The sequence below is a fragment of the Sphingomonas sp. G-3-2-10 genome (assembly GCF_012927115.1).
In the GTDB taxonomy this organism is placed as follows: domain Bacteria; phylum Pseudomonadota; class Alphaproteobacteria; order Sphingomonadales; family Sphingomonadaceae; genus Sphingomonas.
Map to the genome: position 1 here is coordinate 1,538,428 of NZ_JABBFY010000001.1, position 25,478 is coordinate 1,563,905.

Below are 25,478 nucleotides of genomic sequence, written 5' to 3' on the forward strand. Positions count from 1 at the left end.
GTTACCGGGCCGGCGCGAATTCGGGCGCGTCGGGCGGGACCGCCGCATTGCGCCAGCGTTCGATGGGCAGGACCTGTGCCTTGCCGTTGCCGTCGTAACCGCGCTTCATCAGCGTCGCGACCTGTTGCGTCGTGCCGCCGATGGTGACGCGGGTGCGGACCCAATAGGTGTTGGATCGGAACGAAGTGCCCCACGGGATCGTCACCTTCTGGTCGGCGAGATCGGCTGGCGTGATATAGCCCCGGCGCTTGCGGATCGCGACCAGCCGTTCAGCCGCCTGCGGATTCTTGAACAGGATCGCCAGCATCTCCTGATCCGCCGCGTTCAGATTGACGGTCGTCGTACCCGGCAGCGCGGTGACGAGCCGTTCCAGCCGCGCCATCATCTCGGGCTCGAGCCCGATAAAGCCGAGCGGGCGCAGATCGGTGACCGGCCCCTGCAAGCGGATAATCTGGACGATGTAATCGATCTGATCCCCGCGCAGCCCGATCTCGCTGCCGATCGTCTGGAACAGGATCAGCGAAGCCGCCTCGCCGGTGCGAACGGCATTGATGTTGAACCGGCCCTCGGCGTCGGAAATGGCGAGATCGAAGGTCCCGCCATCGATCGGAGCGCCGCTTTCGGACAGCTTGCCCCAGGGCTCGCCGGGATGGTCCATCCCCGGCGCGGTCTGGAGATCGCGGCGCAGCGCAACGATCGCCGACAATTCGCCGCCCCGCACCGCCGCCAGCGCCCGCGACGCTTCGCGTGCGCGCAGCCCGCGATCGAGCGCCAGTTCCTCGCGGTTGATCAGCAGCAGCACCATACCCGCCGCGATCGCCACGAACATCAGCACGTTGACGAGGATCATCCCCGTTTCGCCATCGTCGGGCCTGCGGCTCACTGGCCGTCTCCGCGCGTCGGCAGCACCACCACGCGCCGCAACGTACCCGCCGCGCCGCCATTGGGCGGCGGGACCAGTTGCATCTCCACTTCGATCGCCTGAGGCCAGCGATTGACCTCCTGCTCGTTGCGCGGCCAGCTATCGACCCAGCCATCGTCGTAGAAACGCCAGCGCGCCGCGCCGACGCTGGTCAGCAGCTGCTGTTGCGCGCGGCCGACGACACGGGTCAGGACTCCGCCGACCACGGCATATTGCACCTCGACCGCCTGCCCGCCCGTGCCCGGCGCCACGCGGCTGAATTTGACGCCCGCCGCGCCGCCGCTGACCTGACCGACCGCGATCTGATCGAGATCGCTGGTAACGACGAACATCGCGCGCTGAAGCTCGGACAAGCGATCCAGCCGCACCTCGGTCCGCCCCTGAACGTTCATGATGCCTTGAACGAGCGCCAGCCCCGCCGTCGCTATCAGCGCGAACAACCCGAGCGAGATCATCAATTCGATCAGCGTGAAGCCGGACTCGGCCTCACGCACCCTTCCATTCATGCGCCGGAGCTCGTCGCGACCGGTTCGTATCCGTCGGCCCGCGCCACGAGGATCGCGAAGTCGCGCGCGACGCTGCCATCGGTGCGGAAACGGACCGGACCGGTGACGCATTTGAAGCCCTGAGCGTTCAGCAGGCCCTGCGGCGTGATCGTACCGCCGTTGCGCAGCGAATTGGCGATGCCCGCCGCGTCATAGGCCAATGCCGAGATCGCCCCCGGATCGCCGCCGACGCGCGCCGAAAATTCGCTGGCGAAGGTACCGAACGCAGCCGGATCGGGGCTGGCGAGCCATGCCCCTTCGAGTACCGTGAGCGCGCTCGGCCGATGATCGAGCGCCTGCAACGTGCCGAGCAGCTGGACGCCGCTGTCCTTCAGCGCACGGGCGGCAGAGAGCATGGCTTCGCTGTTACCCGGCAGCAGCACCGCATCGGGCACGTCCCCGGCATCGGGAAGCGGCGCGCCCGGACGAACCTCGAGCGAGCGGACGGTGATGCCCAGTTCGCCTTCCATCCGGCTGGCGGCCAGCGCGGCGGCGGACGACCAGGGACTGTGATCGTCGATCACCACGACGCTCTTCACCCCGCGCGTGCGGGCATAGCGCAGGATCGCGCTGGTCACCTGCGCGGCGGTGATGCCGAAGATCCAGGTGTTCGGCCCCTTGAGCACCGAATCGTTGCTGAACGCGATGATCGGCACGCGCCCGGCCACGGTCGAGGTCACGGCGGGCACCTCCTCGGCCAGCAACGGCCCGAGAATCAGCGCCGGCGGCTTCTTCAGCGCCAGCGTGGCGGCGGAGGCGGCGCCGGCGGCGGTCCCCTGCGTGTCATAGGCCTGCACGAAGGCGCTGTTTTCCGCGAGCAACGCCGCCGAGCGCATGCTAAGGCCCAGCCGCGCTCGCGGCCCCGTGAGCGGCACCAGCAGCGCGATGGGACGTTTGTCCTTCTTCGCGGCCTGCGACGACTGAGCGAACGAAGGAAGAGCGACCGATGCCGCTGACGCGACCAATCCGGCTTGGACGAGCCTCAGCAGCTCCCGGCGTTTCAGTTCTGGATGAGGCACTGGTGACGACTCCGGATGCGCGAAACGACGCCCGGCGGCGTCTTATCCGGTTCGCCGCGCTGGGCATAGCCGCTTATGCCGTGGCGATGATCGCGACGATCCCCGCCAGCGCGGTGCTGAAGAACCGCCCGTGGCGCGCGGGCATTTCGGGCACGGTGTGGAACGGCGAAGTCGGCATCACCGGCGGCGGACAGGCCGAATGGCGCTGGGCGCCGCTGCGTTCGATCGCCGGTCTAGGCTATGCTGCCGACTGGAAGCTGCGCGGACCGGACACCGAACTGGGCGGGCGCGCGATCGCGGGCTTCACCAGCGTGGTACTCGACAAGGTCAGCGGATCGGCCAACGCCGGGCTGATCTCGGTACTGCGCCCCAATTTGCCCTTCACCTGCGACATGATCGCGCAGATCGAGATGGAGCGGATGGAGATGGGCGGATCGGGCCAGATGATGCAGGCCCGCGTGCTGAGCGATCCCGGCAGCTGCGGGATGCGCGGCATGGCAGCGGCGCGGACCCAGGTTCCCGCGCTGCTGTTCACCGCGGAGAAGACCGGCAACGCCACCCGCATCCGCCTCGCCCCCGCAACCCAGCGGATGAAGACGCTGATCGAGGGGACGCTGAGCCCGACCGGGCAGCTGGAGCTGACGCTAACGCCGGAAGGCGCGCAGATGCTGCCCTTCCTGCCTCTCCCGCCGGGGCAGCCGTTCCGCACGACGCTTTAGCATTTGATCCACTGACGTGGATGCGGCACCAGCCCGCTCCCCCACCCGGCCACCCATAGAATACTCTGTCGTTGGGTGGCCGGGTGGGAGAGCGGGCTGTGCCGCTTCGGTTTCAGCTCCGCTGAAACCGAAAACACGCCCTCAGACCCCGACGAGATTGTTGAGGTTGATGATCGGCAGCAGGATCGAAAGCACCATCGTCAGCACCAACCCGCCCATGATGAGCAGCACCAACGGCTCGACCAAGGCGACGAGCGCGGTGACCAGCGCGTCGAGTTCGCGTTCGAGCTCCTGAGCGGCACGGCCCAGCGCGGGCGCGAGCTTGCCCGAGCTTTCGCCCGACGCGACGATCGCGACCAGCATCGTCGGGAACACGCCCGCCTCGGCCATCGCCGCGCGCAGGCTCACGCCCTCGCGCACGCGCTGCGCCACGCCAAGCGCGCGGTCGCGGACCCAGTGATTGGGGGTGACGGCGGCGGCGGCATGGATCGCCTCGACCAGCGGCACGGCGCTGCCGACCAGAGTGGCAAGGCTGCCGGCGAAGCGCGCCGCGTTGAGCTGGCGGCTGAAGCGGCGTATTGGGCGGCGTTCGGTGAAGGCCCGGTGCATCCGCAGCTTGTTTGCGGGGACGCGGCGCCAGCGCTCGAAGATCAGCAGTAGCACGGCGATGCCGAGCAGCATCCAGAGGCCGAAATTCTGGAGGAAGCTGCTCACCGCGATCAGCATCTGAGTGAGGAACGGCAGGTCCGCGCCGCGCGAGACGAACACCTTCACGATGTCCGGCACGACATAGACCATCAGCAGCACCATCATGCCGAACGACACCAAGGCGAGCAGCGCAGGATAGAGCAAGGCGAGCTGGAGCTTCTGGCCGTTGGCCTGGCGGTTCTCGACGAATTCGGCGAGGTGGCCGAGCACGTCGGGGAGCTTGCCCGAGCTTTCGCCGGCCGCGACCGAGGCGCGGTAGAATTCGGGGAAGGCCTTGGGATGCTGGCCGAGCGCGGTGGCGAAGCTGCGTCCGTCGAGGATCGCGCCGCGCACTTCGAGCAACACGGTGCTGACCTGCGCCTGTTCGGACTGGGTGGCGACGAGGCGAAGCGATTCCTCGATCGAGATGTCCGATCCGACCAGCGTGGAGATCTGGCGCGTGACAGTGGCGAGCTGGCGCGCGTTGATGCCGCGGCGCAGGCTGGGGATGGTGATAGATCCGAACGAACGGCCGCCTTCGCTCGCGGGCTCGACTGAGAGCGGGAGGAGCGATTGTTCGCGCAGCATCGCGCGCGCGGCGGCGGGCGACGAGGCTTCGATGATGCCTTTCTTCGCGGCGCCGGACTTGTCGGCTGCGCGGTAGGAGAATGCGGGCATATCTAAAATCCTCCCCGAGCTTGCTCGGGGAGGAATGGGACTGCGCTTTTCACGCCTCGTCCCTCACCACGCGGGCGACTTCTTCGACGGTGGTCACGCCGGCGCGGACCTTGGCGATGCCATCGTCGAGCAGGCTGGGATTGTCTTTGCGCGCCGCCTGTTCGAGTTCGGCTTCGGATGCGCCGTCATGGATCATCTTCTGGAACTTCTCGTCGACCGCGACGACTTCGTAGAGGCCGGCGCGGCCGCGATAGCCTTCCTGATGGCAGTCGTCGCAGCCGACCGCGCGCCACAGTTTCTTGCCAGGCTTGATCGCGCCGCCGAGCAGGAGCGTATCCGCTTCGCTCGCAGTGTCTTCACGGCGGCAGCTGGGGCACAGCTTGCGCACGAGGCGCTGGGCGCACAGACCGACGACCATCGGGGCGAGCAGGTAACGCTCCACGCCCATGTCGATCATGCGCGTGACCGAGCCGACCGCGCTGTTGGTGTGCAGCGTCGAGAGCACGAAATGGCCGGTCATCGACGATCGCACCGCGACCTGCGCGGTTTCCTGATCGCGGATTTCGCCGACCATGATGACGTCCGGGTCCTGACGCAGAATGGCGCGAAGGCCGCGCGCGAAGGTCAGGTCGGTGCGAGGATTGACCTGGGTCTGGCCGATGCCGGGCAGTTCGTATTCGATGGGATCTTCCACCGTCATGATATTACGCTTGCGGTCGTTGAGACGGTTGAGCGCGGCGTAGAGCGTGGTCGTCTTGCCCGAACCGGTCGGGCCCGTGACCAGCAGCATCCCGTGCGGGCGTTCGAGCAGCCGGGTGAACACATTGCGGTCGCGCTCGCTCATGCCGAGCACCTCCATGTCGAGGCGAAGCGAGCCCTTTTCGAGCAAACGCATTACCACCCGCTCGCCATGCTGGGTCGGGATGGTCGAGACGCGGGCGTCGACGTCGTGCCCGCCGATGCGCAGGGTCACGCGGCCGTCCTGGGGCACGCGGCGCTCGGCGATGTCGAGCTTGGCCATCACCTTGATACGGCTGACCAGCAGCGGCGCGAGCGCGCGGGGCGGCTCGAGCATGTCGCGCAGCACGCCATCGATGCGGAAGCGGACCACGAGCCGCTTTTCCTGCGTCTCGACATGCACGTCCGACGCGCCTTCCTTCACCGCTTCGAGCATCAGCGCGTTGATCAGACGGATGACGGGGCTGTCGTCGCGATTGTCGAGCAGATCGTCGACCGCCGCGGCATCGTTGGCGAGCGCGGCGAGATCGAGATCGCCCATGTCGAGCTCGGCGGCCGCGCCCGCACTGCCGCTATAGACGGTGCTGAGTGCGGCATCGAATTCGGCGTCGGATACCGGCACGAACACCGCGTCCGGAGCGATCCGCCGTACTTCGAGCAACGCATCGAGGGTGACGCCCGGGCGATGCAGGCACGACATGCCGGCCGCGTCGGGACGCATCAGCACGCCGTTGCGGCGCGCATAGCTATAAGGCAGAGAAGCCGGGACGTCCTCGGTCAGAATCAGCGTTTCGTTCATCGCGTGAGTTCCACGGTTGCGCTGACGCGGCCCGGCGCGGCCAGCCGCTTCAACGACACGCGACTGACCTTGAATTTGGTGGTCGCGCCGACATCGGCGAGCCACGATATCACTGCGTCATACGGCGCATCGGCGACGGTTGCGCGCATGCCGTTCGAAGTCGGCTCGACCGCAGGCGTCACGCCGAACGCAGCGCCCGAGGCAATAATGGCTTGATCGGGCCGCCCGAAGCGCGCCTGAGGCTGGGCGCCTTGCGGCTGGAGTGTGCCCGCCGCGCGGATGCGGGCGTTGAGCGTCTCATAGGTGCGGATGTCCGCGAACGCCTTCGCCCGGGCATTCTGAAGCGGCATGACGATGCCGTAGAGCAGCACGACGCCGCCGATCAGCACCGCCATAACCGAAAACAGGATGCGTTCGCGTGGGCTGCGCGCGTTCCACCATGCGTCGAAGCGGGCGATCGCGGATTCGAGGCCGGTGCGCTGGATGATACGGACGATCATGCGGCACCTGCCGAGATGCGGATCGCGCCATCGGGCGATTCGGTGACGGTCGCCTTGATCCTCGCCCCTTCCAGCGCGCCGCGGATGCGCGCAGCGAGGCCGGGCTGACCATCGATATCCATCACCAGAGTCTCCGCCTGAAATTCCAGCGCACGGGCATTGATCGCGCCAACCGGTGCCAGTGCGGCCGAGATGCGGCTAACCAGCGGCATGAAGGTCTGCGGCACGCCGCCTCCCCCCCCACCCACGGGCAGTAATGCCGCGACGCTGGTGGCGAGATCGCCCTGAAGCGCCATGCCAGGCGCGGTCTGCTGGACAAGTGCGCGGGTATCGGCTTCGCGGCGATCGGCGATGATCCGCAGCGCGACCGTATCGGCCAGCAGGATCGCGGCATGGGCAGTTGCCCCGATTCCGACGATCCATGCGGCGCGGCGCCACGCGTTGGAGAGCCCCGCCCGCCGCCGCGCATAAATGCCCTGCCGCAGATCGATCGGGGGATTGCGCACGCGTTCGGACAACGGCTTCGAATCGATCTGCACGCCCGCGATCGGCACTTCGGCCGGGCCGTGCTGGTTCCACGCCATCACCGGCGGCTGGCCCGCGGCTTGCCACGCGGTCGCGAAGATCAGCGCGTCACAGGCGAACCCCGCGCCGTCATGCGAGCGCACCAGCACCCGGCCACGCTGCGAATCGGCCATCCACGCCGATTCCAGCTCGGCGACGGGAAGGGTCAGCGCATCGGGCACCATCGCGGCATGGCCCAGCCCCACGAATTCGGCCTCCGCGATCCATCGCAGCATCGTCTCGTGACGCACCACCGCGACCAGATAGCGTTTCGGAGAAATCTCCGCGCCGATCGCCAGGTGCACCGATTCGACCGGCTCGGCGATGCGGTCCTCGATCGCGAAAGGCAGCGCTTCCAGCCGCTTCGCCCGACTCGACAGCGGCAGATCGACCGCCAGCAGCAAAGCCTGCTCGGTGGGGACCAGCAAGGTTGCGGGTCCCTCCGGCTCGTTTATGATCGGTCCGCCGGCGGCGAGCGTCCATACGCCCCCTGCACGAGGGTCCGAGCCCGGCTCGACTGTAACATTGCTTTCATGGACAGAACGCATGGGACTGCGATGCGCATAGATTTACGACAGTTCAAGGACAGCGTGACATCGCACGGCGATATCCGCAAGCAGGTGCCCCATTCGGAAGCGGGTCTGACGCTGATCGAAATGATGATCGTGCTGGTCATCATCGCGGTCGTCGCGGGCCTGATCACGATGAATGTGATTGACCGGCCGGATCAGGCGAAGGTCACGACCGCCAGCACAAATATCAAGACCCTGTCGGGCGCGCTGGCGCTCTACCGGATCGACAATGGCGATTATCCCACCACCGACCAGGGCCTGAAGGCGCTGGCGGTGCAGCCGACCCCCGCCCCATCGGCATGGCGGCCCTATGTGCAGGAAATGCCCAAGGATCCGTGGGGCAATGACTTCGTCTATGTCAACGAAGGCGGCGCGTTCACGATCACCTCGCTGGGCAAGGATGGCAAGCCGGGCGGCGAAGGCATAAACGCCGATATCAGCGGCAAGGGCCAGTAACGCGCGTGCCGGGGGGCCGCTCCATCAGAACGGCTTCGCAGGCCGGCTTCACGCTGATCGAGATGATCATCGTGCTCGCCATCGTCGCGGTGGCGGCGGGCGTCGTGACGCTCAGCGTCGGCGGCGTCTCGCGTCCCCCGTCGGTGGAAGCCGAGGCACGGCGGCTGGCGACCCGGCTGCAGACGGCGTCGGACGACGCGATGCTGGGCGACCGGATCGTGGCGCTGACCATCACCGAGGACGGCTATGGTTTCGCGACGCTGGGCGAAGGCGGACAGATGATCCCGCGCACCGACAAGGCGCTCTCCTTTCACCAGCTTCCCGCCGGCATGGTAATGACGCTGAGCGCCAAGCCGCCGGTGATGCTGGGCGCGGACGGCACCGGCCAGCCGGTGAGCGCGACGATCGAGAGCGGGAAGCAGCGCTGGCTCATCCTCTATGACGGCATGACCGTCAGCGTGCGCAAGGCACAGGCCAGATCGTGAAGGAAGAAGGTTTCTCGCTGATCGAGGCGCTGGTGGCGCTCGCGGTGCTGGCGATCGCGTCGGTCGGGCTGATGCGCGCGGTCGAATCGCATATCGATTCGACGCGCAGCCTCGAACGCCGCGCCACCGCGATGTGGATCGCCGAGAACCGCCTCGCCGAACTCGAACTGCGCAGCGGCGTCAGCGAAGCGCAGCCGGTCGAGATGCTCGGCCAGCAATGGCGCGTGGCGGTCACCCGCACCCGCACCGACGACGCCGAAATCCACAAGGTCCGCATTCAGGTGTTTCAGGGCAACGAGAACGCGGCGCTTGCAACGCTCGACGGGTTCGTGGACGGGAGGCGCGGATGAACCTGCTCAGCCTTACCCCGCGCCAGACGCGCACCGCGCTCGATCTGCTTACCGGGGCTGTGGTGGTTTCGGTCGCCTGGGCGCTTGCCGGGCTGACCTGGCGCATTGCAGGCCATGCCGGCACCGGCGCGATCATGGCGCCTTCGGGCAATAGCGCGCCGGGCGGCGTGCCGAACATCGCGCCGGTCCTCGCCCTCACGCCGTTCGGCAAGGCGACGGTGAGTGAAGCAGGCCAGCGGACCGCGCTGCCGCTCACCCTGCTCGGTATCGTCGCATCGGACGAACCCAGCCTGTCGACCGCCTTCATCAGCGTCAGCGGCGAAACCGCCGCGCCTTTCCATATCGGCGATGCCGTGGGCGGTGCGAAGATCGAAGGAATCACGCGCGACCGCGTGATCCTCTCCAATGGCGGCGCGACCGAATATCTCGCTTTCCCCGATCCCAACGCGCCGCCCGCAGTGGGTGACGGCGGGATCGGCGTGCCCGGTGCCCCGGCGCCCAATGCACCCGCGACCGGCGCGCCCGGCACCGTGCCACCGGCGCCCAAGGCCGCGCCGAACATGCTCGATGGGCCGCGCGGCGCGCCGGCGCCTGGCGCCGCCGCATCGACCGCGGCGATTCTCCAGCGTTTCAACGCCACGCCCGTGGATGGCGGCTATCGCATCGGCAGCGGTGCAGTTCCCGGCCTGCAATCGGGCGACGTGCTGATGTCGGTCAACGGAACGCCGCTGAGCGATCCCACCGCGGCCGGCGCCGCCTTCACTGCCGCGCAGGGCTCTGGCTCCGCCACCGTACAGATCATGCGGGACGGGAAGCGAATGACGCTGACCGTTCCGCTCAAGTAAAGAGAAGCCCGTGAAAGCGATTCGCCCCAGCCTGGCCGCCCTCGCACTTGCTGCGATCGCGCTCGATTCGACTGCGGCCCTGGCCCAGTCCGCGCCGCCTCCGGGTACGCGGGGCGCCGATGTGGTGATCAACATGCGCGGCGTGGAAATCGCCGACGTGTCCGATCAAGTCTCGCGCATTACCGGGCGCACGCTGATCCTCGATCCGGCGGTGAAGGGTCCGGTGACGGTCACTTCCGCCACGCCGCTGACGCCCGATGGCGTGTGGGAACTCTATCAGTCGGTGCTGCGCGCCAACGGCTTTGCCGCGATCCGTTCGGGCCGGGCATGGCGCATCGTGCCCGCCGCCAATGCGGTGCGCGAAGGCGGGGTGCCGACGCGCGGCGCATCGGGTCAGGCGCTGGTGACGCGGATGGTGCGACTGACCAACGTGCCGTCGGCCGAAGTCGCGCGGGTCGTGCGACCGCTGGTTGCGACCTTCGGCAGCGTCGAGCCGCTGACCAATCCCAACGCGATCGTCGTCACCGATTATGCCGATAACGTTCGCCGTATCGAAGCGATCGCGCGGCAGCTCGACGCCGGCGGCGGATCGACCTTCGCGATGATCACGCTGCGCAATGGCAATGCCCCGGACGTGGCGCAGACGCTGACCACCGTGCTGGGCGATGCGGTGCGCGTCGCATCCGACACGCGCAGCAACACCGTGATCGTGCGCGGTACGCCGTCTTCGGTGGCCGAGGCGCGTAAAATCGCCGCTTCGCTCGACCAGCCGGGGGGGGCGACGCCGATCACCCGCATGTTCCGCCTGAGCTTCGCCGATTCCGAAGCGGTGACCAACGTGCTGCGCGGCATCCTGGGTCAGCAGGAATCGGTCAGCAATCCGGTCGCGCGGTCGCTGGGTCAGGGCAGCCGCCTGTCGCAGAGCGGGCGCAACAACCGTACGTCGCCGATCAACACGCTGGCGACCAACAACGCCAATTCGAACACCGCCAACGCCGCCATCGCCGGCGGCGCGCTGGCCGGGCCGCAGCAGCAGACGCCCGCGAGCGGCGGAAGCTCACAGGACAGCAGCAGCGCGCAGGGCTTCTCCACCCCCGACCTCACGATCCAGCCAGCGCCTGAGCTCAACGCGATCGTGGTGCGCGGCACACCTTCGGCCATCGCGTCCATCGAGCCGCTGATCACCGATCTCGACGTGCGGCGTCCGCAGGTCATGATCGAAGCCGCAATCGCCGAAATCACCGGCGACGATGCGGAACAGCTCGGCATCCAGCTGGGCGGCGGCGCGGCGGCGCTGGGGCTGCGCACGGGCGCGGGCACCTCGTACACCAACGGCAGCGGCCCTTCTCTCGGCGCGATCCTGACCGTGCTCGGCGTGCCCGCCGGCAAGCTGCTGGGCGAAGGCCTGACCGCGAACATCAACGTCACCGACAATTTCTCGATCCTGGTCCAGGCGCTGGGCGTCTCGACCAAGTCGAACCTGCTCTCGGTCCCGCAAGTCACCGTCCTCGACAATTCGCCGGCCGAGATCATCGTCGGCCAGAATGTGCCTTTCGTGACCGGATCGATCCTGACCGACAGCAATTCGGTGACGCCCTATACCACGATCGAGCGGCAGGATGTCGGCATCACCCTGCGCGTGATCCCGCGGATCAACGCGGGCGACACGGTGCGGCTGGAGATCAGCCAGGAAGCCTCGTCGATCGCGACCGGGCTTTCGGTGCAGGCCTCGGACCTGATCACCAATACCCGGACGATCAACACCACGGTGCTGGCCGACAATGGCCAGACGATCGTGTTGGGCGGCCTCGTTTCCGACGATTATCTGGAAGCCAAGCGGCAGGTGCCAATCCTGGGCGATATCCCGCTGGTGGGCGAACTGTTTCGCAGCCGTCGCGAGTCGCGGACCAAGCGCACGCTCTTCATCTTCCTGCGCCCGACGATCATCCGCGACAGCGACGACGCCAATGCGGTGACGTCGAGCCGCTATTCGCGGCTTCGCGCCGACGAGATGGATCAAGGCCGTAACAACAGCCTGTTGCTGAAGCCGCGCGCACCGCGGCTGACGGTGGAGATCGACGGGATCTACTGAAGCGCGTCGGCAGGCGCATCTGACGAGGGCAGCGGCACCCGCACGCGCTGTGCCCCGCGGGTGAAATAGCCAGCGTCGATCGACAGGCTTTCCAGTTTCCACCCATCGACGCTGGCGCCGACCGCCAGCGTGCGGCTGGTGCCGTCGGCGGTGCGGACCAGCGCCACCGCATCCTGATCGAGACGGCCGACGATGCCGATAAGCGCGGGCGCATCCTGCGGCGCGCTTTCGTCGGCCGCCGCCGGAGAGGAGCCGAACAGCGTGCGCTCGAATGCCGAGGACAGTGCAGGCTGCGGCGGCGGGGCGATCGGCTGCTGCGTGGCGGCGGGCGCATCCGCGACGGGCTGCGCGCCGGGTTGGAGCAGCGCCAACGGCATCGCGACCGCCACGGCACCGGACACGCCAAGCGCGATCAGGTCGCGGCGGTCGATCATTTCCTCACAGCCACGGCTTCGCCGGTCAGGCGTACTCCGCCTTCGATCGCTACCAGTTTCCAGCCACGCAGCCGGACGAGCGGCGTTTCGCGCTCCAGCGCGTCGGCCAGCGCGATCACGGCCTTTTCCGGCCCCGAGATGCGGAAGCGTATCGCGATCAGGCTGGTGCCCGAGGGCGGCGAGGCTTCCTCGACCAATACCCCGCCATTTCGCGCGAGTTCGCGGATGCGCAGCGCGAGTGCGGCGGGCTCGGGCAGCGCCTGCCCTTGCACCACCATTACGGTGCGATTGGTCTCCGGAGCAGCGACGGCGGCGGCCAGTTTGGTCCGTTCGCTGCGCGCGGCGGAGATGTCGCCCAACGCGTTTCCGGCGATGGGTGCGAGCAGCGCCATTGCGGCGAGCCCCGCAGCGATGCCCCAGCCGAGCGGCGACAGCTTCATCGCGCGCGCTCCCGGAAGGTGACCACCATCATCACATCGACCTGACGCTGGCCCGCATCGCGCAGGCCCGCCAGCGCCGGTTCGCGGCGGATCGCGGCGCGGATGCGATCGGGATCGGGGGTGCTGATTTCGACTTCGAGCAAGCCGGCCTGATTGCGCTCGATCCGCTGGACCGATGCCTCGGGCGGCAAGGCGCGCGCAAGGGCATCGGCCACCTGCCCCAGCCCCGGCCGCCGCAGTAGCGCGATCAGTTCCGCACGATCGGACGCAGCGGCCTTTGCCGCCGCGATCCGGGGGGCGAGTTTCTTGTCGAGCTGAGCGGCATCGGCCCGCGCATTCCCAGCGATGATCTTTGCACCGATGATCGTCGCCAGAGGCCCGGCGGCGAGCAGCAGCGCGACGCCCGCCGGGACCATCCAGCGGCGCGGCTCGAACGGCGCGGCGGGCCGATCGCGCCATGCGACTTCCCAGCCGCGCACGCTCGCGGCCAATCGCCCCGTCAGGCTGTCACCGGATTGCTGATCGCTCATCTTCGCCGCCGCTGGCGCAAAGCGACGCCCAAGGCAAGCCGTCATCGACCCGACGCAAAGCTGTCATCGCCGCGACACCGCCACTGCATCACCGCGCAATGTCCACCTCTCAGGAGCGGCTCGATCCGAGCGCAAATGACTCGGCCGCGAAACGAAGGGGTTCCCATGACCGATACGAACTTCGGCTACACCGATGGTGACGTCGACACCAACCTGAGCACCACGCCGTCGATCAACGACATGATCGAGACCCGCTATTCGCGCCGCCGCATGCTGCGCAACGGCGGCATCGCCACCGCGACCGCCGTGTTCGGCGGATCGGTGCTCGCCGCGTGCGACAATAGCGATTTCGAACCGCACGTCCCCCCCAGCGTCAACGCCGGTTCGTCGGGCGCCACCAGCTCGGGCCGCGTCGTCACGCTGACCGGCACCAACAGCGCCACCACTGGCGGCGCGGTCGCATGGGTCCAGACCTCCGGCCCGACCGTCACGCTGAGCAGCCCCAATTCGCTGACCACCACCTTCCTCGCCCCCAGCGTCGCGACCACGACCAACCTGGTGTTCCAGTTCACCGGCGCGGATTCGACCGGCGCGAACACCAGCACGACGACGACCGTCGCCGTCAGCCCGGCCGCGCTCGGCTTCACCGCCGTCGCGAAGAACAAGAACGACGTCGTCACCGTGCCCGCCGGCTACACCGTGCAGATCGGCACGCGCCTCGGCGATCCGATCGCATCGGGCGTCGCCGCCTATGGCAACACCGGCACCGACACAAACTTCGCCCAGCGCGTCGGCGATCATGGCGATGCGCTCTATTGGTACGGCCTGAACGCCGCAGGCGCCCGCGACGACAACAGCTCGACGCGCGGCCTGCTCGTCCAGAACTACGAGAACATCAACCAGCAGTATCTCCATACCGCCGGCGCCACCTCGCCGGGCGGCATGCGCCCCGAGAGCGAAGCGATCAAGGAGATCGAGTGCCACGGCGTCGGCATCGTCGAATTCGTCGAAGGTGCGGGCCGTGCATGGGCCTATGTCCAGGGCAGCAGCTTCAACCGCCGCATCACGCCCAACACCCCGACCGTGTTCAACGGTCCGGTGCGCGGCAGCGATCTGATCAAGACGCCGCACTCGCCCGCCGGCACCGATGGCCGCGGCACGATCAACAATTGCGCCAACGGCATCACGCCCTGGGGCACGAACCTGACCTGCGAAGAGAATTGGGCCGGCTATTTCCGCCGTTCGGGCGACAATGCCGCCCGCACCGCCAAGGAGCTGACCGCCCTGTCGCGCTATGGCGTGACCAGCGGTTCGGGTAGCTATGGCTGGTCGACGGTGGTTCCGGCCGATGCGTCGAACACCATTTTCCGCCGCTGGGATGCCCGCGCTACGGTGGGCGGCACCGCCACCACCGACTACCGCAACGAGCCGAACCAGTTCGGGTGGGTGGTCGAGATCGATCCGTACAGCCCCTCGGCCGCGCCGCGCAAGCGCACGGCCCTTGGCCGTCTGGGTCATGAAGGCGCATGGCCGGGCAACTTCGTCGCCGGCCGCAAGCCGGCCTGGTACATGGGCGACGATTCGCGCCGCGAATATCTCTATAAGTTCGTATCGAACACCGCCTGGGTCGCCAACGACGCCAGCAACGCCAACCGTCTGGCGATGGGCGACAAGTACCTCGACGCCGGCACGCTCTATGTGGCGAAGTTCAATGCCGACGGCACCGGCCAGTGGGTCGCTTTGGTGTTCGGCCAGAACAACATCACCGCCGCCAACCCGACCTATCCGTTCGCCGATCAGGCCGACGTTCTGATCAACGCCCGCCTCGCCGCGGACGCTGCCGGCGCCACGCCGATGGATCGTCCGGAATGGACCGCGGTGAATCCGGTGACCGGCGAGGTGTACCTCACCCTCACCAACAACAACGCCACGCTGCGTCCGCTGAACGACACCAACGCCGCCAATCCGCGCCACTATAACGACGTGAAGGCCGGGGCGAACCAGTTCGGCAACCCCAACGGTCACATCATCCGCCTGCGCGAAAATGGCGACACGACCGAAGCGCTGGCCTTTACCTGGGACATCTATCTGTTCGGTGCGGGTTCGGACCTCGATCCGGCCAACATCAATCTTTCGGGTCTCACTGCCGACAACGACTTCTCGTCGCCGGACGGCCTGTGGTTCGGCCGCCCGCAGAACGCGTCGGGCCTGGTCAAGCCGCTGCTGTGGATCCAGACCGATGATGGCGCCTATACCGACGTCACCAACTGCATGATGCTTGCGGCGATGCCGGGCGGTGTCAACGACGGCGCGACCAAGACGATCACCAACACCGGTGCAGGCGGCACCACGGCGACGCAGGCGACCCGCGTGGGTGCGCCCGCAACGGCTTCGACGCTGCGCCGCTTCCTCGTCGGTCCGGTGCAGAGCGAGATCACCGGTGTCGACTCGACCCCGGATGGCCGCACGCTGTTCGTCGGCATCCAGCATCCGGGCGAAGAAGGCACCCCCGCCGCGCCCAGCAGCCACTGGCCGGACAGCCAGGCGACCGGCACCGCCGGCGCCACGGTGCGCCCGCGCTCGGCGGTTGTCATCATCACCAAGAATGACGGCGGAATCGTCGCGCTCTGATGATCCTGCGCCCCGAGGGACCCTTTAAGCCCCGGGGCGTTCAGGCCTCTGCAGGAGAGGGAATCGGAAAAGGGGCAGGCCGCGTCCTCGGCCTGCCCCTTTTCTTTGTTTCTATCTCCCGCCTTCCCGGGAGAGGGTTATCATCAGTCGGCGCGGCTCATCACCAGCACGGTGCCGTCGGGCTTTACGCTGAGGATGTGGCTCTTTCCGTCCTTGCAGTCTGAGCGCCAGGCCGGGAGGCCCTGCACGTCCTTGACGCGTTCGGACTTGATCACGCCGTCGCAGCGGAAGCCCGCGTCCATGATCGCGCGGACGAACGCCTGATCGCGCTGATAGTCGGGGGCGGCGAGGATCGCGGCCAGCGCATTGTCCGGCGCGACTCCGTTGTCCAGCTCATTGCCTTCGCCATCGCCTTCGTCCGGCGGCAGCACGACATTGCCGGCGGTGTCGTTGGCCACGACGACGATATTATTCTCCGCCGCCGGGGTGCAACCGGCCAGCGCGATCGCCGCCACCGCGACGCCAATCCAGACCTTGCTCATATCCGTCTCCTTTCGCGGCTCAATGCGCCGCATCACCTCTCCGTTCCCTCAGCGCTCATAGGCCTTGGGCAGCGCCTTTTCCTTCGGATCCCAATAGCGATCGCGCAGGCGGGTCTGGCGATTGGACAAGGGCTGTTCGACGCCGTCGATGATCACGGTCAAGGCAGCCGTGCCCAGTTCGAGCGGATCGCCGTCCCAGATTACCACGTCGCCGCGGCGGCCGGGGCGCAGCGAGCCATAGTCCCCGCCCAGCCCCATCGCCTCGGCCGGCTTCGAGCTGATCGCGGCGAAAGCGTCGTTCCAGTTCAGCCCGCTGGCGCCGGGAATACGGTTCAGCGCCACCAGATTGCCGGCATATTGCTTCACCAGCCGCGCCTGGCGCGCATCCTCGTCGTTGATCATGCCGATGCCGACCAGCACGCCGGCCGCCTTCATACGCCCGATGTTCGACTGGGTGGCCGCAAGCGATTCGAACGAGGAAGGCAGATCGGCGAGCGCGGTGGCGATCACGGGAACGTTGGCCGCCGCGATCTCGCGCGCCACGGTCCAGCCTTCGGTCACGCCGACCAGCACGATACGCAGCGACGGCATCTCGCGCTTCAGGTCGAGGATCACGAGAATGTCGGACGCGCGTTCGACATGGACCAGCAGCGGCACCCGCCCGGTGATCACCGGCACCAGCGCATCGGCATCGGCGCGGGTCAGGAAAGCTTCCTTGCCGCGATCGATGTAGCGGCCCGGATTGCGGGAATAGTCGCGCGCCTCGAACAGCGCGTTGCGTAGCGTCGCGATCGCCGCCGAGCGGCTGCCGCCGGCTTCGCCCGCACCACTCTCGCCATATTCGAGGAACTGGAAGGCGCGCGGCTGGCTGACCGCGCTCATGTCCGCGCCCAGATCGATGATTGCGCCCTGCCCGCGGAAGATAGAGCTGGAATTGTCCGGAGCGACCACCGCGCGAGTGACGCCCTCGGCGCGGTTGAGCGCGATCGGGGTGCTGCGCGGATTGACCGCGGGCGACACGTCGAGCGCGGCGTTGAAGGGCGAGCTGCCCGAATTGGCGTCGTTGGTCTCGTCGACCGCATCAACCTCCACGATGCCGAGGCGCGAGAAGCCGGCGAAGATGCCCGGCGAGACCCATTTGCCCTGCGCGTCGATCACGCGGACCCCCGAAGGCACGGCGACGCCCGAACCGGCCGCGACGACGCGACCGTTACGGATGACGACGGTGCCGCCCTCGACCGGTGCGGTGCCGTCGCCGATGACCAGCTTTGCATTGGTGATCGCGACGTCTTGCGCAAGCACGGGCGTGGCGAAGGCGATGGCCGCCGCGGCGGCGCCCAGAAGGAGCTTCTTCATCACTTCACGTCCCCTTCGCCCGGCTGGCCCAGTTCGAAATCGGATACCGGCCGCAATTTCGGATTGTTCGCGTCGTAGAGCAGCGCGCCGTCGACCCAGACCATCTGCGGCCGGGTGTAAACGCTGAACGGATTGCCGTTCCACAGCACCACGTCCGCCATCTTGCCCGGCTTCAGGCTGCCGGTCTGCTGGTCGATCCCCAGCGCGCGCGCAGGGTTGATCGCCAGCCATTTCCACGCCGTTTCCTCGCTGATCGGGAAGCCCGCGCGGATGCCCGACTGGCGGGCCTTGGCGACTTCCTGATTGAGCCGCTGGATGCCGTTGGCGTCGTCCGAATGGATCATCGCGCACGCGCCCTCCTTCTCGAGGATGGCGAGGTTCTCGCCGATCGCGTCATAGGCTTCCATCTTGAAGCCGTACCAGTCGGCCCAGACGGCGGCGCAAGTGCTGTTGGCCTTGAGCAGATCGGCGATCTTGTACGCTTCCACCGCATGGTGGAACGCCGTCACGCGGTATCCGAACTCCTTGGCCATATCCATGACCAGCGCCATCTCGTCGGCGCGGTAGCAATGGTTCTGGACAAGTATCTCGCCGTCGAGCACGCCGCGCAGCGTATCCATCTGGATGTCGCGCGTAGGGGCTTCGCCGCCCTTCTCCTCATATTTGTCCCAGCGGCGGTCATATTCGACGGCCTTGGCCCAAGTCTGGCGATCGACCGCGATGTTGCCCATCCGCGTGAAGGGCGAGCGGCCCTTGCCGCCATAGACGCGCTTGGGATTTTCGCCGCACGCCATCTTCAGGCCATAGGGAGCACCGGGGAACTTCATGCCCTGCGGTGTGCGGGCATAAACGTTCTTGAGCACGACCGAGCGCCCGCCGAACAGGTTCGCCGAGCCGGGCAGTATCTGGAGCGTGGTGACGCCGCCATTGGTCAGCGCACGGGCGAAACCGGGGTCCTGCGGCCAGACGCTGTGCTCGGCCCAGACTTCGGCAGTGACCGGATTGGTGATCTCGTTGCCGTCCGAATTGGCCTGTACGCCCGGCGAGGGATAGTCGCCCAGATGGCTGTGGATATCGATCACGCCGGGCGTGAGATATTTGCCTTGCCCGTCGATCACCGTCGCGCCCTCGGCGGCGATGTCCTTGCCGACCGAGACGATCTTGCCGTCGCGGAACAGCACCGAACCGCCGTCGATCCGCCCGCCCTCGCCATCGAGGATGGTGACGTTGGTCACCAGCGTGGGAACGCCGGGATAGGCTTTGTAGGTCGAGGGGAAGGGATCGTGGTTATAGCCCTTGCCCTTGCCGGGGCCCTTGGCGGCGGGTTCGGCCGAAGCCGTTTTGGGTTTCTCCCCCCCGGCCGTGCAGGCCGCCAGCGACGTGACGAGTGACAGGGCGCCGCCCGCCATCAGGATCGATCGGATCAACTATGGTCTCCCCTTGGCGCGCGGCATCGAGGCCGCGCCCGTGATGCGCCATTGATCGCGGCGCGGGATTACTTTGGCAAGATGGGCCACAATGGGATGAATGGATTTTCACCAGCGACGAAACGCGTTAGGTACGCGGAACCCCGGGGGCACAGCCGGGCGCAGGAAAGTTGCCAGTGACGAGTAGCGATGGCGGGCACGGCATGGGCGAATGGCCCATCGGCAGGAAGCTCGCGACCGGATTTGCAGCGCTTGCATGCGTTTGCAGCCTGGTCGCTCTGTTCGGCTGGGTGATCGGATCGCGCGAGCTCAGCGGCTTCGGCATCGCCAGCCGCCCTCCCTGGCCCCTCACCGGCATCGGCTACCTCACGCTCTCGCTCGGCTTCCTCGCCGCCATCCTCGGCAAGCTTAAGGAAGCGCGGCTGCTGTGGGGCGCTCCGCTGCTGATCGCCACCGCTTCGCTGGTCCAGAATGGCTTCGGCATCGATATCGGTACCGACCAGCTGCTCTTCCGGGAATCGATCCAGGGCTTTCCCTTCGCCCATCCCGGGCGGCCGGGCGCGACCCCGACGACGATCTTCCTCCTGCTCGGCATCGCCGGCTACGCCTCGAGCAGCGGCCGCTGGCAGCACGACGCAGTCGCGAGCCTGATCGCCAGTTGCGCACTGGGCGTGGCGATGGCGTCGGCGATGCTGATCGTGTTCGCCGCCCCCGACGATCCCGTCGCCCGGCTCTACACCATCTCCGTGCCCTCGGCGCTGATCGGCACGCTGCTGACCCTCGCCTATGTCTTCTGGCACAGCAGCTTCGGCTGGGTGCGGCTGCTGAGCTCCGACCGCCCCCGCGGCCGCCTGCTCCAGTTGCTGCTGCCGGCAGTGCTGATCTTTCCGGTGCTGCCGTCGCTCGCCGAAACCTTCATGCAGAGCGCGAACCTGCTTTCGCCGCTCAGCGCGAAGCTGCTGGTGGTGCTCGGCAATATTCTCGCGGTCGGCCTGATCACCTATTGGGCGATCACGCGCGTCGCCAAGGAGCAGAAGGCCCTGCTTGGCACAATGGAAGCGCTGCGGATCAGCGAGGAGCGCCTCGCCACGGCGACCAGCGCGCATGAGTTGGGCGTGTTCGAATGGGACGTGGCCACTGGCCGTCTCGAATGGTCGCCCGGCACCGAACAGCGGCTTGGCCTGGTTGCCGGATCGCTCTCAACGTTTGACAGCTGGCGCGCGCAGATCGAGCCGCAGGACGCCCAGCGCATCATCGACACCATCGCCCGCACCGTCGCCGAACATGCCGACACGTTCAGCTTCCGCTATCGCTTCCTGCAGGCCAACGGCAATGTCCGCGCCGTGGAAGGCTCGTCGCGCGCCTTCTACGACAAGGAGGGCAACCTGATCCGCACGGTGGGCGTGATCCTCGACGTCACCGAACGCGACGAACGCGAAGCCGAACTGCGCGCGCGCGCCGCCCAGCTCCGCTCGATCCTCGAAACCGTGCCCGACGCGATGGTGGTGATCGACGAGGACGGCAATATCCGGCAGTTCAGCGCCGCCGCCGAAGCGCTGTGGGGCTATCGCGCGGAAGACGTGCTGGGCCGCCGCCTGACGCTCCTCGCCGCCGCCGACGAGCGCGAAGCCGCCGAAGCCGGCCTGCGGCAATTTGCACGGACCCGCGAGACCAGTCCGGTCGGACGCCCCGCCCCGGTCACCGGGGAAACCGCCGATGGCCGCCGCTTCCCGATGGAGATCCGCACCAGCCTCGCGCGGTTCGACGGCAAGACGCTGGTCACGATCTTCTTCCGCGACATTTCCGAACGGCTGGCCACCGAGGAGCGCCTGAGCGACCTGAGCACCGAGCTGGCGCATGTCTCACGCCAGAGCGCGATGAGCGAACTCGCCGCCGACATCGCGCACGAACTCAACCAGCCGCTCAGCGCGACCGCCAACTTCCTCGCCGCCGCGCGGATGCTGATCAACAATGGCGAAGGCGGCGAGCGCGTCGCCGAGATGCTTCAGCACGGCGCGGACCAGACCCAGCGCGCAGGGCAGATCATCCGCCGCCTGCGCGACTTCACCCAGGGCGGCGATGTCGAGATGCGGATCGAATCCGTCGAGCGGACCATTCGCGACGCGGTGGAACTGGTGCTGGTCGGCACCAGTCAATTCCACATCCGTGTCGACTTCGACTTGGATTCCGCAGCGCAACAAATCTACGCGGACAGAATTCAAGTCCAGCAGGTTCTCGTAAACCTTCTCAGAAATGCAAATGATGCATTGCGAACATTACCCAAGGGTGAGCGCCAGATCACGATTGCTTCACGTAAGGTGGAAGACGACATGGTCGAAATCGAGGTGAGCGATACCGGCCCCGGCATTCCAGACTCCATTCTGGAACAACTTTTCTCCCGGTTTACCACAACCAAGAGCGGAGGCGGCGGAATGGGTATTGGACTTTCCATCAGTAAGCGTATCATCGAATCACATGGCGGGGCATTAACGGCCGAGAACAGGCCCGGAGGTGGCGCGACGTTTCGCTTCACCTTGCCCGCGGTGGAAGAGGGTGTGGAATGACTCGTACAGTTTATATTGTCGACGACGACGACGCCGTTCGCGCTTCCCTGCACAGCTTGCTGTCGGTTCGATCCGACCTGATCATCCGCAGTTACAGATCGGGCGATGCCTTCCTCGAGGAAGCCGGAGACCTCGATCCCGGCGTACTGTTACTCGATTTCCACATGCCGGGCGCGACCGGCCTCGATGTGCTGGAAGCGATCCAGGAACGCGAGTTCGCCGCAATCATCCTGACCGGCCAGGGCAATGTTTCGCTGGCGGTGCAGGCGATGAAGGCGGGCGCGCTGGACTTCATGGAAAAGCCCTATGAAGCCGAACAGCTGATGGCAGTGCTGGAACGCGCCTTCGCCACGCTGGAGGAATCGAGCGAGACCACCGCGCGCCTTGACGCCGCCAAGGGCAAGATCTCCAAACTCTCGCCACGCGAGACCGATGTGCTCAAGGGCCTGATCGAAGGCCGGTCCAACAAGGTCATCGCCTATGAGCTCGATATCAGCCCGCGCACGGTGGAAATCTACCGCGCGAATCTGATGGAGAAGCTGGAAGTCCGCAGCCTGTCCGAAGCATTGCGGATCGCCTTCGCGGCGGGGCTGTTCAAGGCCTGAGGTACGGCCAGCTCGTCTCAGGCGAGCTGGCGATCCCGCTCGGCTTTCCAGCCGGGCAGTTTCTGCATGATCGCGCCCGAGGCGCCCTTGCCGTCCAGTGCCACGCAGCGCGGGTCCACCGGGCAATCCGTCGGACCATTCAGCACCACCAGCTTGTGCCAGCGCGGATCGGCCAGCACGTCGTCGAGCCAGTCCGACGGATGCGCCGCCACGAAATCATGATCGAGCACCAGCACCGAAGGCTTGCGCACGGTGCGAACCAGCATGGGATCGTCGATATCCCGGGCCGTGACGATGCTCGCGCCCGCCAGTGACAATTGCGCCACCAGCGAACTGCGTAGTCCAGCCTCATGGATAATCAGGACGAGAAGCATAGTCCCTTACGGGTTTCCCTCTGCTTGTGGTTTTACGCGGCGATTTGGATACGCACCAAACTAGGTCCGCGCGGACTCAGCCGCGCCTAAGGGGTTTTACCTACGCTTCCCGTGGCGGGGCGCTTTGATCTACATCTATGAGATCGGTAAATAGCTGAGAAAGGCTGTCAATCGCAGCCTTTGGACTGATGTGGATCAGTCGCCTGCCGGGTTCGGGAAGCACATCGCCGGCCAGCAGCGCGACGATGCGCGCGAAACCACGGTCTTCGGCAAGCTGATCGAGATCGAGACCGGGGAATGATTCTCCATCGGCAACCAACACCGATGGCGAACGGATCAGCCTGCGATCCGCCACGTCTTCCCACCGCGCGGCGGTGAGCAGGTCGAAGCGTTTGGACAGCCGCGCGGCCAGCGCGGAGCGGAGACCCGCGTCGCGCACGATCAGCACAACAAGAAGCGGCCGCGCGGCCATCCTACACTCCTGAACACTTACACGTGGCGGCCCGCCTCCGGAGGGACGAACGGTGCGAACCGCCACGTGATTCCAATGCCCCCATTCTAGTTATAGGAGCCTTGCGCACCGCCTCCGGTCTTCCACGATCCGTAGTCGTCCCGCGCCCGTGACAAGGCGGGTGCCGCCGCCTAGTAAGTGCCTCGCAATGACACAGGGGCAGCGCAGGCAAGTGGGTATTCTCGTCGCGATCGAAGGCGCCGACGGCGTGGGCAAGGCGACCACCGCCCGGACGCTGTGCGAGACGCTAAACGCGCTGGGCCGCAGTGCCACGGTGATCGCGTTTCCACGCTATGGCGAGACCACCGGCGGCGTGACGATCGGCCGGTTTCTCGCGGGCGAGATCCCCGTGCCGGTGATGCCGAAGGCCGCCGCCGTGCTCTATGCGCTCGACCGGTTCGAATGGCGCGATGCGATCCTGGAGGCGCAGGCGGCGCACGATGTGGTGATCTTCGATCGCTATATCGCGTCGAACATGGCCTATCAGGCTGCCAAGGTTTCGGCGGACGAAGCCCGGCCGCTGATGGACTGGATCGGGGAGCTGGAACTGCGCCAGTTCGCCCTCCCCTCGCCCGATCTGTGCGTCTATCTCGACACGCCGTGGGAACTGGCGCGGGCGATGATCCTGCAGAAGGCGCAGCGCAGCTACACCGATCGCAGCTTCGACGAGCACGAGGCCGATGTCGCGCTCCAGCAGCGTGTGCGGGCCAATTACGAGGACATGCTGGCCAACGGCCCGCTCGAGCCGTGGCGCGTGGTGCGCGCCAGCGAAGACGGTACGATGCGCACCCCGCAGGCGATCGTCGCCGAGATTCTCACCCATATCGGCTGACCCAGGCCTTTGGCTGACAGCGTAAGACACAGGCGCGACGCGAGCGCTTGACAGCCGCGCCCGCGCGAACCAATGGTAGCGCTATCAAACAGCAAAGTTCGGGCGGGGATCGAGTCTTGGAAGCGTTCAATCCGGAAATGCTGCCTGCCGACTGGAATCAGGCGATTCTGGTTGGCCGCGTACAGCGTGCCGCTGGCCCCAGTCCCGTGATCCTGCGTGGCGGCACCGTCTATGACGTGTCGGCAGAAGCCCCGACCGTCGCCGATCTGCTCGAACGCGCTGATCTCGCCACACTCTGCGGCGAAGCGATCTGCGCCGTCGAAGACCTGACCGCCGACATGCTGCTCGCCCCGATCGACCTGCAATGCGTCAAGGCGGCAGGCGTCACCTTCGCGGTCTCGGCGATCGAACGCGTGATCGAGGAGCGCGCGCGCGGCGACTCCTCCGCCGCTGCGGCGATCCGCGGCGATCTGGAAGCCAAGGTCGGTTCGGGCATCCGCTCGGTCGTTCCGGGCAGCGCCGAAGCCGCCAGCCTGAAGGCCGCGCTGATCGAAGCCGGCATGTGGTCGCAATATCTCGAAGTCGCGATCGGCCCCGATGCCGAAGTGTTCACCAAGGCGCCGGTCCTCTCGGCGGTCGGCTGGGGCGCGGAGATCGGCGTGCGGTCGGACAGCGACTGGAACAATCCCGAACCCGAAGTGGTGGTGATCGTCGATTCCACCGGCACGATCCGCGGCGCGACTTTGGGCAACGACGTCAATCTGCGCGACTTCGAAGGCCGCTCGGCGCTGCTGCTGGGCAAGGCGAAGGACAATAACGCATCGACGTCGATCGGTCCGTTCATCCGCGTGTTCGACGACAAATTCACGATGGACGATGTCCGTGGCGCCGAGATCGATCTGCTGATCGAGGGGCCGGAAGGCTATCGCCTCGAAGGGGCGAACAAGATGAGCCAGATCAGCCGCGACCCGACCGAGCTGGTCCGTCAGGCATTGAGCGAGCATCAATATCCCGATGGCTTCGCGCTGTTCCTCGGCACGCTGTTCGCGCCGATCCAGGACCGCGACCATCCCGGCCGCGGCTTCACCCACAAGAGCGGCGACCTCGTCAGCATCTCCAGCCCGAAGCTGGGCAAGCTGGTCAATCGCGTCACCACGTCGAAGGCCGCGCCGCCCTGGCAGTTCGGCATCCGCGACCTGATGCGCAACCTCGCCGAACGCGGGCTGCTCGCCCAGAAGACCTACGCCTGAATGTCTCGCGC

At 66.9% G+C, this 25,478-nt stretch carries 26 protein-coding genes; 11 read left to right on the forward strand and 15 right to left on the reverse strand.

Going from position 1 to position 25,478, the window contains the following annotated elements; translation table 11 throughout:
* Nucleotide 1: 1 nt before the first annotated feature.
* The 3 genes from HHL13_RS07695 to HHL13_RS07705 are packed head-to-tail and all read right to left on the reverse strand — an operon-like array spanning nt 2 to nt 2,486.
* Nucleotides 2–883: a Type II secretory pathway component PulK-like protein gene (locus tag HHL13_RS07695; protein ID WP_346775503.1), complete on the reverse strand. Its 882-nt coding sequence runs from the start codon at nt 881–883 to the stop codon at nt 2–4.
* Complete coding sequence (locus tag HHL13_RS07700; protein WP_346775504.1) at nt 880–1,416, reverse strand: type II secretion system protein GspJ; 537 nt, start codon at nt 1,414–1,416, stop codon at nt 880–882. Before HHL13_RS07700 ends, HHL13_RS07695 begins: the two co-directional genes overlap by 4 nt.
* A gap of 8 nt (nt 1,417–1,424) precedes the next feature.
* The gene (locus HHL13_RS07705) at nt 1,425–2,486 is read right to left on the reverse strand and encodes an ABC transporter substrate-binding protein (RefSeq protein WP_346775505.1); all 1,062 of its coding nucleotides are present in this window, start codon (nt 2,484–2,486) and stop codon (nt 1,425–1,427) included.
* Between the two features lie 2 nt (nt 2,487–2,488).
* On the opposite strand from HHL13_RS07705, the gene HHL13_RS07710 reads away from it, so the two are divergent.
* Nucleotides 2,489–3,205 (forward strand): hypothetical protein, encoded by a 717-nt coding sequence (locus tag HHL13_RS07710; protein ID WP_346775506.1) that lies wholly within the window; start codon nt 2,489–2,491, stop codon nt 3,203–3,205.
* A gap of 141 nt (nt 3,206–3,346) precedes the next feature.
* Here the strand turns inward: HHL13_RS07710 and HHL13_RS07715 are convergent, their stop codons facing one another.
* From HHL13_RS07715 to gspL, 4 genes are read right to left on the reverse strand one after another with little or no spacing between them, the layout of a single operon-like run.
* Nucleotides 3,347–4,570, reverse strand: a complete 1,224-nt coding sequence (locus HHL13_RS07715) for a type II secretion system F family protein (protein ID WP_169555120.1) — start codon at nt 4,568–4,570, stop codon at nt 3,347–3,349.
* A 49-nt stretch (nt 4,571–4,619) separates the two neighbouring features.
* Nucleotides 4,620–6,107 (reverse strand): type II secretion system ATPase GspE, encoded by a 1,488-nt coding sequence (gspE, locus tag HHL13_RS07720; protein ID WP_169555121.1) that lies wholly within the window; start codon nt 6,105–6,107, stop codon nt 4,620–4,622.
* On the reverse strand, nt 6,104–6,607 hold the full coding sequence (gspM, locus tag HHL13_RS07725) for a type II secretion system protein GspM (RefSeq protein ID WP_169555122.1): 504 nt from the start codon (nt 6,605–6,607) through the stop codon (nt 6,104–6,106). The genes gspE and gspM overlap by 4 nt, the downstream gene beginning before the upstream one ends.
* Nucleotides 6,604–7,719, reverse strand: a complete 1,116-nt coding sequence (gene gspL, locus HHL13_RS07730; protein WP_169555123.1) for a type II secretion system protein GspL — start codon at nt 7,717–7,719, stop codon at nt 6,604–6,606. Before gspL ends, gspM begins: the two co-directional genes overlap by 4 nt.
* Before the next feature lie 9 nt (nt 7,720–7,728).
* Between gspL and gspG the strand changes: the two genes are divergently transcribed.
* From gspG to gspD, 5 genes are read left to right on the forward strand one after another with little or no spacing between them, the layout of a single operon-like run.
* Nucleotides 7,729–8,199, forward strand: a complete 471-nt coding sequence (gspG, locus tag HHL13_RS07735; protein ID WP_169555124.1) for a type II secretion system major pseudopilin GspG — start codon at nt 7,729–7,731, stop codon at nt 8,197–8,199.
* 5 nt (nt 8,200–8,204) lie between these two features.
* Complete coding sequence (locus HHL13_RS07740) at nt 8,205–8,684, forward strand: GspH/FimT family pseudopilin (RefSeq protein WP_346775507.1); 480 nt, start codon at nt 8,205–8,207, stop codon at nt 8,682–8,684.
* A complete protein-coding gene (gspI, locus tag HHL13_RS07745; protein WP_346775508.1) occupies nt 8,681–9,034 on the forward strand; it encodes a type II secretion system minor pseudopilin GspI in 354 nt (117 codons plus the stop codon). The genes HHL13_RS07740 and gspI overlap by 4 nt, the downstream gene beginning before the upstream one ends.
* A complete protein-coding gene (locus HHL13_RS07750; protein WP_169555125.1) occupies nt 9,031–9,879 on the forward strand; it encodes a type II secretion system protein N in 849 nt (282 codons plus the stop codon). The genes gspI and HHL13_RS07750 overlap by 4 nt, the downstream gene beginning before the upstream one ends.
* Nucleotides 9,880–9,889: 10 nt before the next feature.
* Nucleotides 9,890–11,971, forward strand: coding sequence for a type II secretion system secretin GspD (gene gspD / locus HHL13_RS07755; RefSeq protein WP_346775509.1), 2,082 nt, complete (start codon nt 9,890–9,892; stop codon nt 11,969–11,971).
* Here gspD and HHL13_RS07760 read toward each other — a convergent pair.
* Genes HHL13_RS07760 through HHL13_RS07770 form a run of 3 tightly spaced genes read right to left on the reverse strand, consistent with a single transcriptional unit; the run spans nt 11,965 to nt 13,375 of the window.
* Nucleotides 11,965–12,405, reverse strand: a complete 441-nt coding sequence (locus HHL13_RS07760) for a hypothetical protein (protein WP_169555126.1) — start codon at nt 12,403–12,405, stop codon at nt 11,965–11,967. The genes gspD and HHL13_RS07760 overlap by 7 nt on opposite strands.
* Nucleotides 12,402–12,845, reverse strand: a complete 444-nt coding sequence (locus HHL13_RS07765; protein WP_169555127.1) for a hypothetical protein — start codon at nt 12,843–12,845, stop codon at nt 12,402–12,404. Before HHL13_RS07765 ends, HHL13_RS07760 begins: the two co-directional genes overlap by 4 nt.
* Nucleotides 12,842–13,375, reverse strand: coding sequence for a hypothetical protein (locus HHL13_RS07770; protein ID WP_169555128.1), 534 nt, complete (start codon nt 13,373–13,375; stop codon nt 12,842–12,844). Before HHL13_RS07770 ends, HHL13_RS07765 begins: the two co-directional genes overlap by 4 nt.
* A 165-nt stretch (nt 13,376–13,540) precedes the next feature.
* On the opposite strand from HHL13_RS07770, the gene HHL13_RS07775 reads away from it, so the two are divergent.
* Nucleotides 13,541–16,006, forward strand: coding sequence for an alkaline phosphatase PhoX (locus HHL13_RS07775; RefSeq protein WP_169555129.1), 2,466 nt, complete (start codon nt 13,541–13,543; stop codon nt 16,004–16,006).
* A 143-nt stretch (nt 16,007–16,149) separates the two neighbouring features.
* Here the strand turns inward: HHL13_RS07775 and HHL13_RS07780 are convergent, their stop codons facing one another.
* Genes HHL13_RS07780 through HHL13_RS07790 form a run of 3 tightly spaced genes read right to left on the reverse strand, consistent with a single transcriptional unit; the run spans nt 16,150 to nt 19,313 of the window.
* On the reverse strand, nt 16,150–16,548 hold the full coding sequence (locus HHL13_RS07780) for a hypothetical protein (RefSeq protein WP_169555130.1): 399 nt from the start codon (nt 16,546–16,548) through the stop codon (nt 16,150–16,152).
* A 48-nt stretch (nt 16,549–16,596) separates the two neighbouring features.
* A complete protein-coding gene (locus HHL13_RS07785) occupies nt 16,597–17,904 on the reverse strand; it encodes an amidohydrolase family protein (protein ID WP_169555131.1) in 1,308 nt (435 codons plus the stop codon).
* A complete protein-coding gene (locus tag HHL13_RS07790; RefSeq protein WP_206377022.1) occupies nt 17,904–19,313 on the reverse strand; it encodes an amidohydrolase in 1,410 nt (469 codons plus the stop codon). Before HHL13_RS07790 ends, HHL13_RS07785 begins: the two co-directional genes overlap by 1 nt.
* A 194-nt stretch (nt 19,314–19,507) precedes the next feature.
* Here HHL13_RS07790 and HHL13_RS07795 point away from each other — a divergent pair, with 194 nt between their 5' ends.
* Together HHL13_RS07795 and HHL13_RS07800 are read left to right on the forward strand one after the other, a co-directional pair.
* Complete coding sequence (locus HHL13_RS07795; protein ID WP_346775510.1) at nt 19,508–21,895, forward strand: PAS domain S-box protein; 2,388 nt, start codon at nt 19,508–19,510, stop codon at nt 21,893–21,895.
* Nucleotides 21,892–22,500, forward strand: coding sequence for a response regulator (locus HHL13_RS07800; RefSeq protein ID WP_169555132.1), 609 nt, complete (start codon nt 21,892–21,894; stop codon nt 22,498–22,500). Before HHL13_RS07795 ends, HHL13_RS07800 begins: the two co-directional genes overlap by 4 nt.
* Before the next feature lie 17 nt (nt 22,501–22,517).
* Here the strand turns inward: HHL13_RS07800 and HHL13_RS07805 are convergent, their stop codons facing one another.
* Nucleotides 22,518–22,874, reverse strand: a complete 357-nt coding sequence (locus HHL13_RS07805; protein ID WP_169555133.1) for a hypothetical protein — start codon at nt 22,872–22,874, stop codon at nt 22,518–22,520.
* 100 nt (nt 22,875–22,974) lie between these two features.
* Complete coding sequence (locus tag HHL13_RS07810) at nt 22,975–23,346, reverse strand: hypothetical protein (RefSeq protein WP_169555134.1); 372 nt, start codon at nt 23,344–23,346, stop codon at nt 22,975–22,977.
* Nucleotides 23,347–23,557: 211 nt separating this feature from the next.
* Here HHL13_RS07810 and tmk point away from each other — a divergent pair, with 211 nt between their 5' ends.
* Entirely contained in the window at nt 23,558–24,217 is a 660-nt protein-coding gene (gene tmk, locus HHL13_RS07815) for a dTMP kinase (RefSeq protein ID WP_169555135.1), read from the forward strand.
* Between the two features lie 137 nt (nt 24,218–24,354).
* Nucleotides 24,355–25,467 (forward strand): fumarylacetoacetate hydrolase family protein, encoded by a 1,113-nt coding sequence (locus HHL13_RS07820; RefSeq protein WP_169556833.1) that lies wholly within the window; start codon nt 24,355–24,357, stop codon nt 25,465–25,467.
* The last annotated feature ends 11 nt before the right edge of the window (nt 25,468–25,478 follow it).

Excerpts from the sequence above, each read along its gene's own strand:
- HHL13_RS07715 (WP_169555120.1), bottom strand. The coding sequence starts at position 4,570 with ATGCCCGCATTCTCCTACCGCGCAGCCGACAAGTCCGGCGCCGCGAAG.
- gspE (WP_169555121.1), bottom strand. The coding sequence starts at position 6,107 with ATGAACGAAACGCTGATTCTGACCGAGGACGTCCCGGCTTCTCTGCCT.
- gspM (WP_169555122.1), bottom strand. The coding sequence starts at position 6,607 with ATGATCGTCCGTATCATCCAGCGCACCGGCCTCGAATCCGCGATCGCC.
- gspL (WP_169555123.1), bottom strand. The coding sequence starts at position 7,719 with ATGCGTTCTGTCCATGAAAGCAATGTTACAGTCGAGCCGGGCTCGGAC.
- gspG (WP_169555124.1), top strand. The coding sequence starts at position 7,729 with ATGCGCATAGATTTACGACAGTTCAAGGACAGCGTGACATCGCACGGC.
- HHL13_RS07750 (WP_169555125.1), top strand. The coding sequence starts at position 9,031 with ATGAACCTGCTCAGCCTTACCCCGCGCCAGACGCGCACCGCGCTCGAT.
- HHL13_RS07760 (WP_169555126.1), bottom strand. The coding sequence starts at position 12,405 with ATGATCGACCGCCGCGACCTGATCGCGCTTGGCGTGTCCGGTGCCGTG.
- HHL13_RS07765 (WP_169555127.1), bottom strand. The coding sequence starts at position 12,845 with ATGAAGCTGTCGCCGCTCGGCTGGGGCATCGCTGCGGGGCTCGCCGCA.
- HHL13_RS07770 (WP_169555128.1), bottom strand. The coding sequence starts at position 13,375 with ATGAGCGATCAGCAATCCGGTGACAGCCTGACGGGGCGATTGGCCGCG.
- HHL13_RS07775 (WP_169555129.1), top strand. The coding sequence starts at position 13,541 with ATGACCGATACGAACTTCGGCTACACCGATGGTGACGTCGACACCAAC.
- HHL13_RS07780 (WP_169555130.1), bottom strand. The coding sequence starts at position 16,548 with ATGAGCAAGGTCTGGATTGGCGTCGCGGTGGCGGCGATCGCGCTGGCC.
- HHL13_RS07785 (WP_169555131.1), bottom strand. The coding sequence starts at position 17,904 with ATGAAGAAGCTCCTTCTGGGCGCCGCCGCGGCGGCCATCGCCTTCGCC.
- HHL13_RS07790 (WP_206377022.1), bottom strand. The coding sequence starts at position 19,313 with ATGGCGGGCGGCGCCCTGTCACTCGTCACGTCGCTGGCGGCCTGCACG.
- HHL13_RS07800 (WP_169555132.1), top strand. The coding sequence starts at position 21,892 with ATGACTCGTACAGTTTATATTGTCGACGACGACGACGCCGTTCGCGCT.
- HHL13_RS07805 (WP_169555133.1), bottom strand. The coding sequence starts at position 22,874 with ATGCTTCTCGTCCTGATTATCCATGAGGCTGGACTACGCAGTTCGCTG.
- HHL13_RS07810 (WP_169555134.1), bottom strand. The coding sequence starts at position 23,346 with ATGGCCGCGCGGCCGCTTCTTGTTGTGCTGATCGTGCGCGACGCGGGT.
- HHL13_RS07820 (WP_169556833.1), top strand. The coding sequence starts at position 24,355 with ATGCTGCCTGCCGACTGGAATCAGGCGATTCTGGTTGGCCGCGTACAG.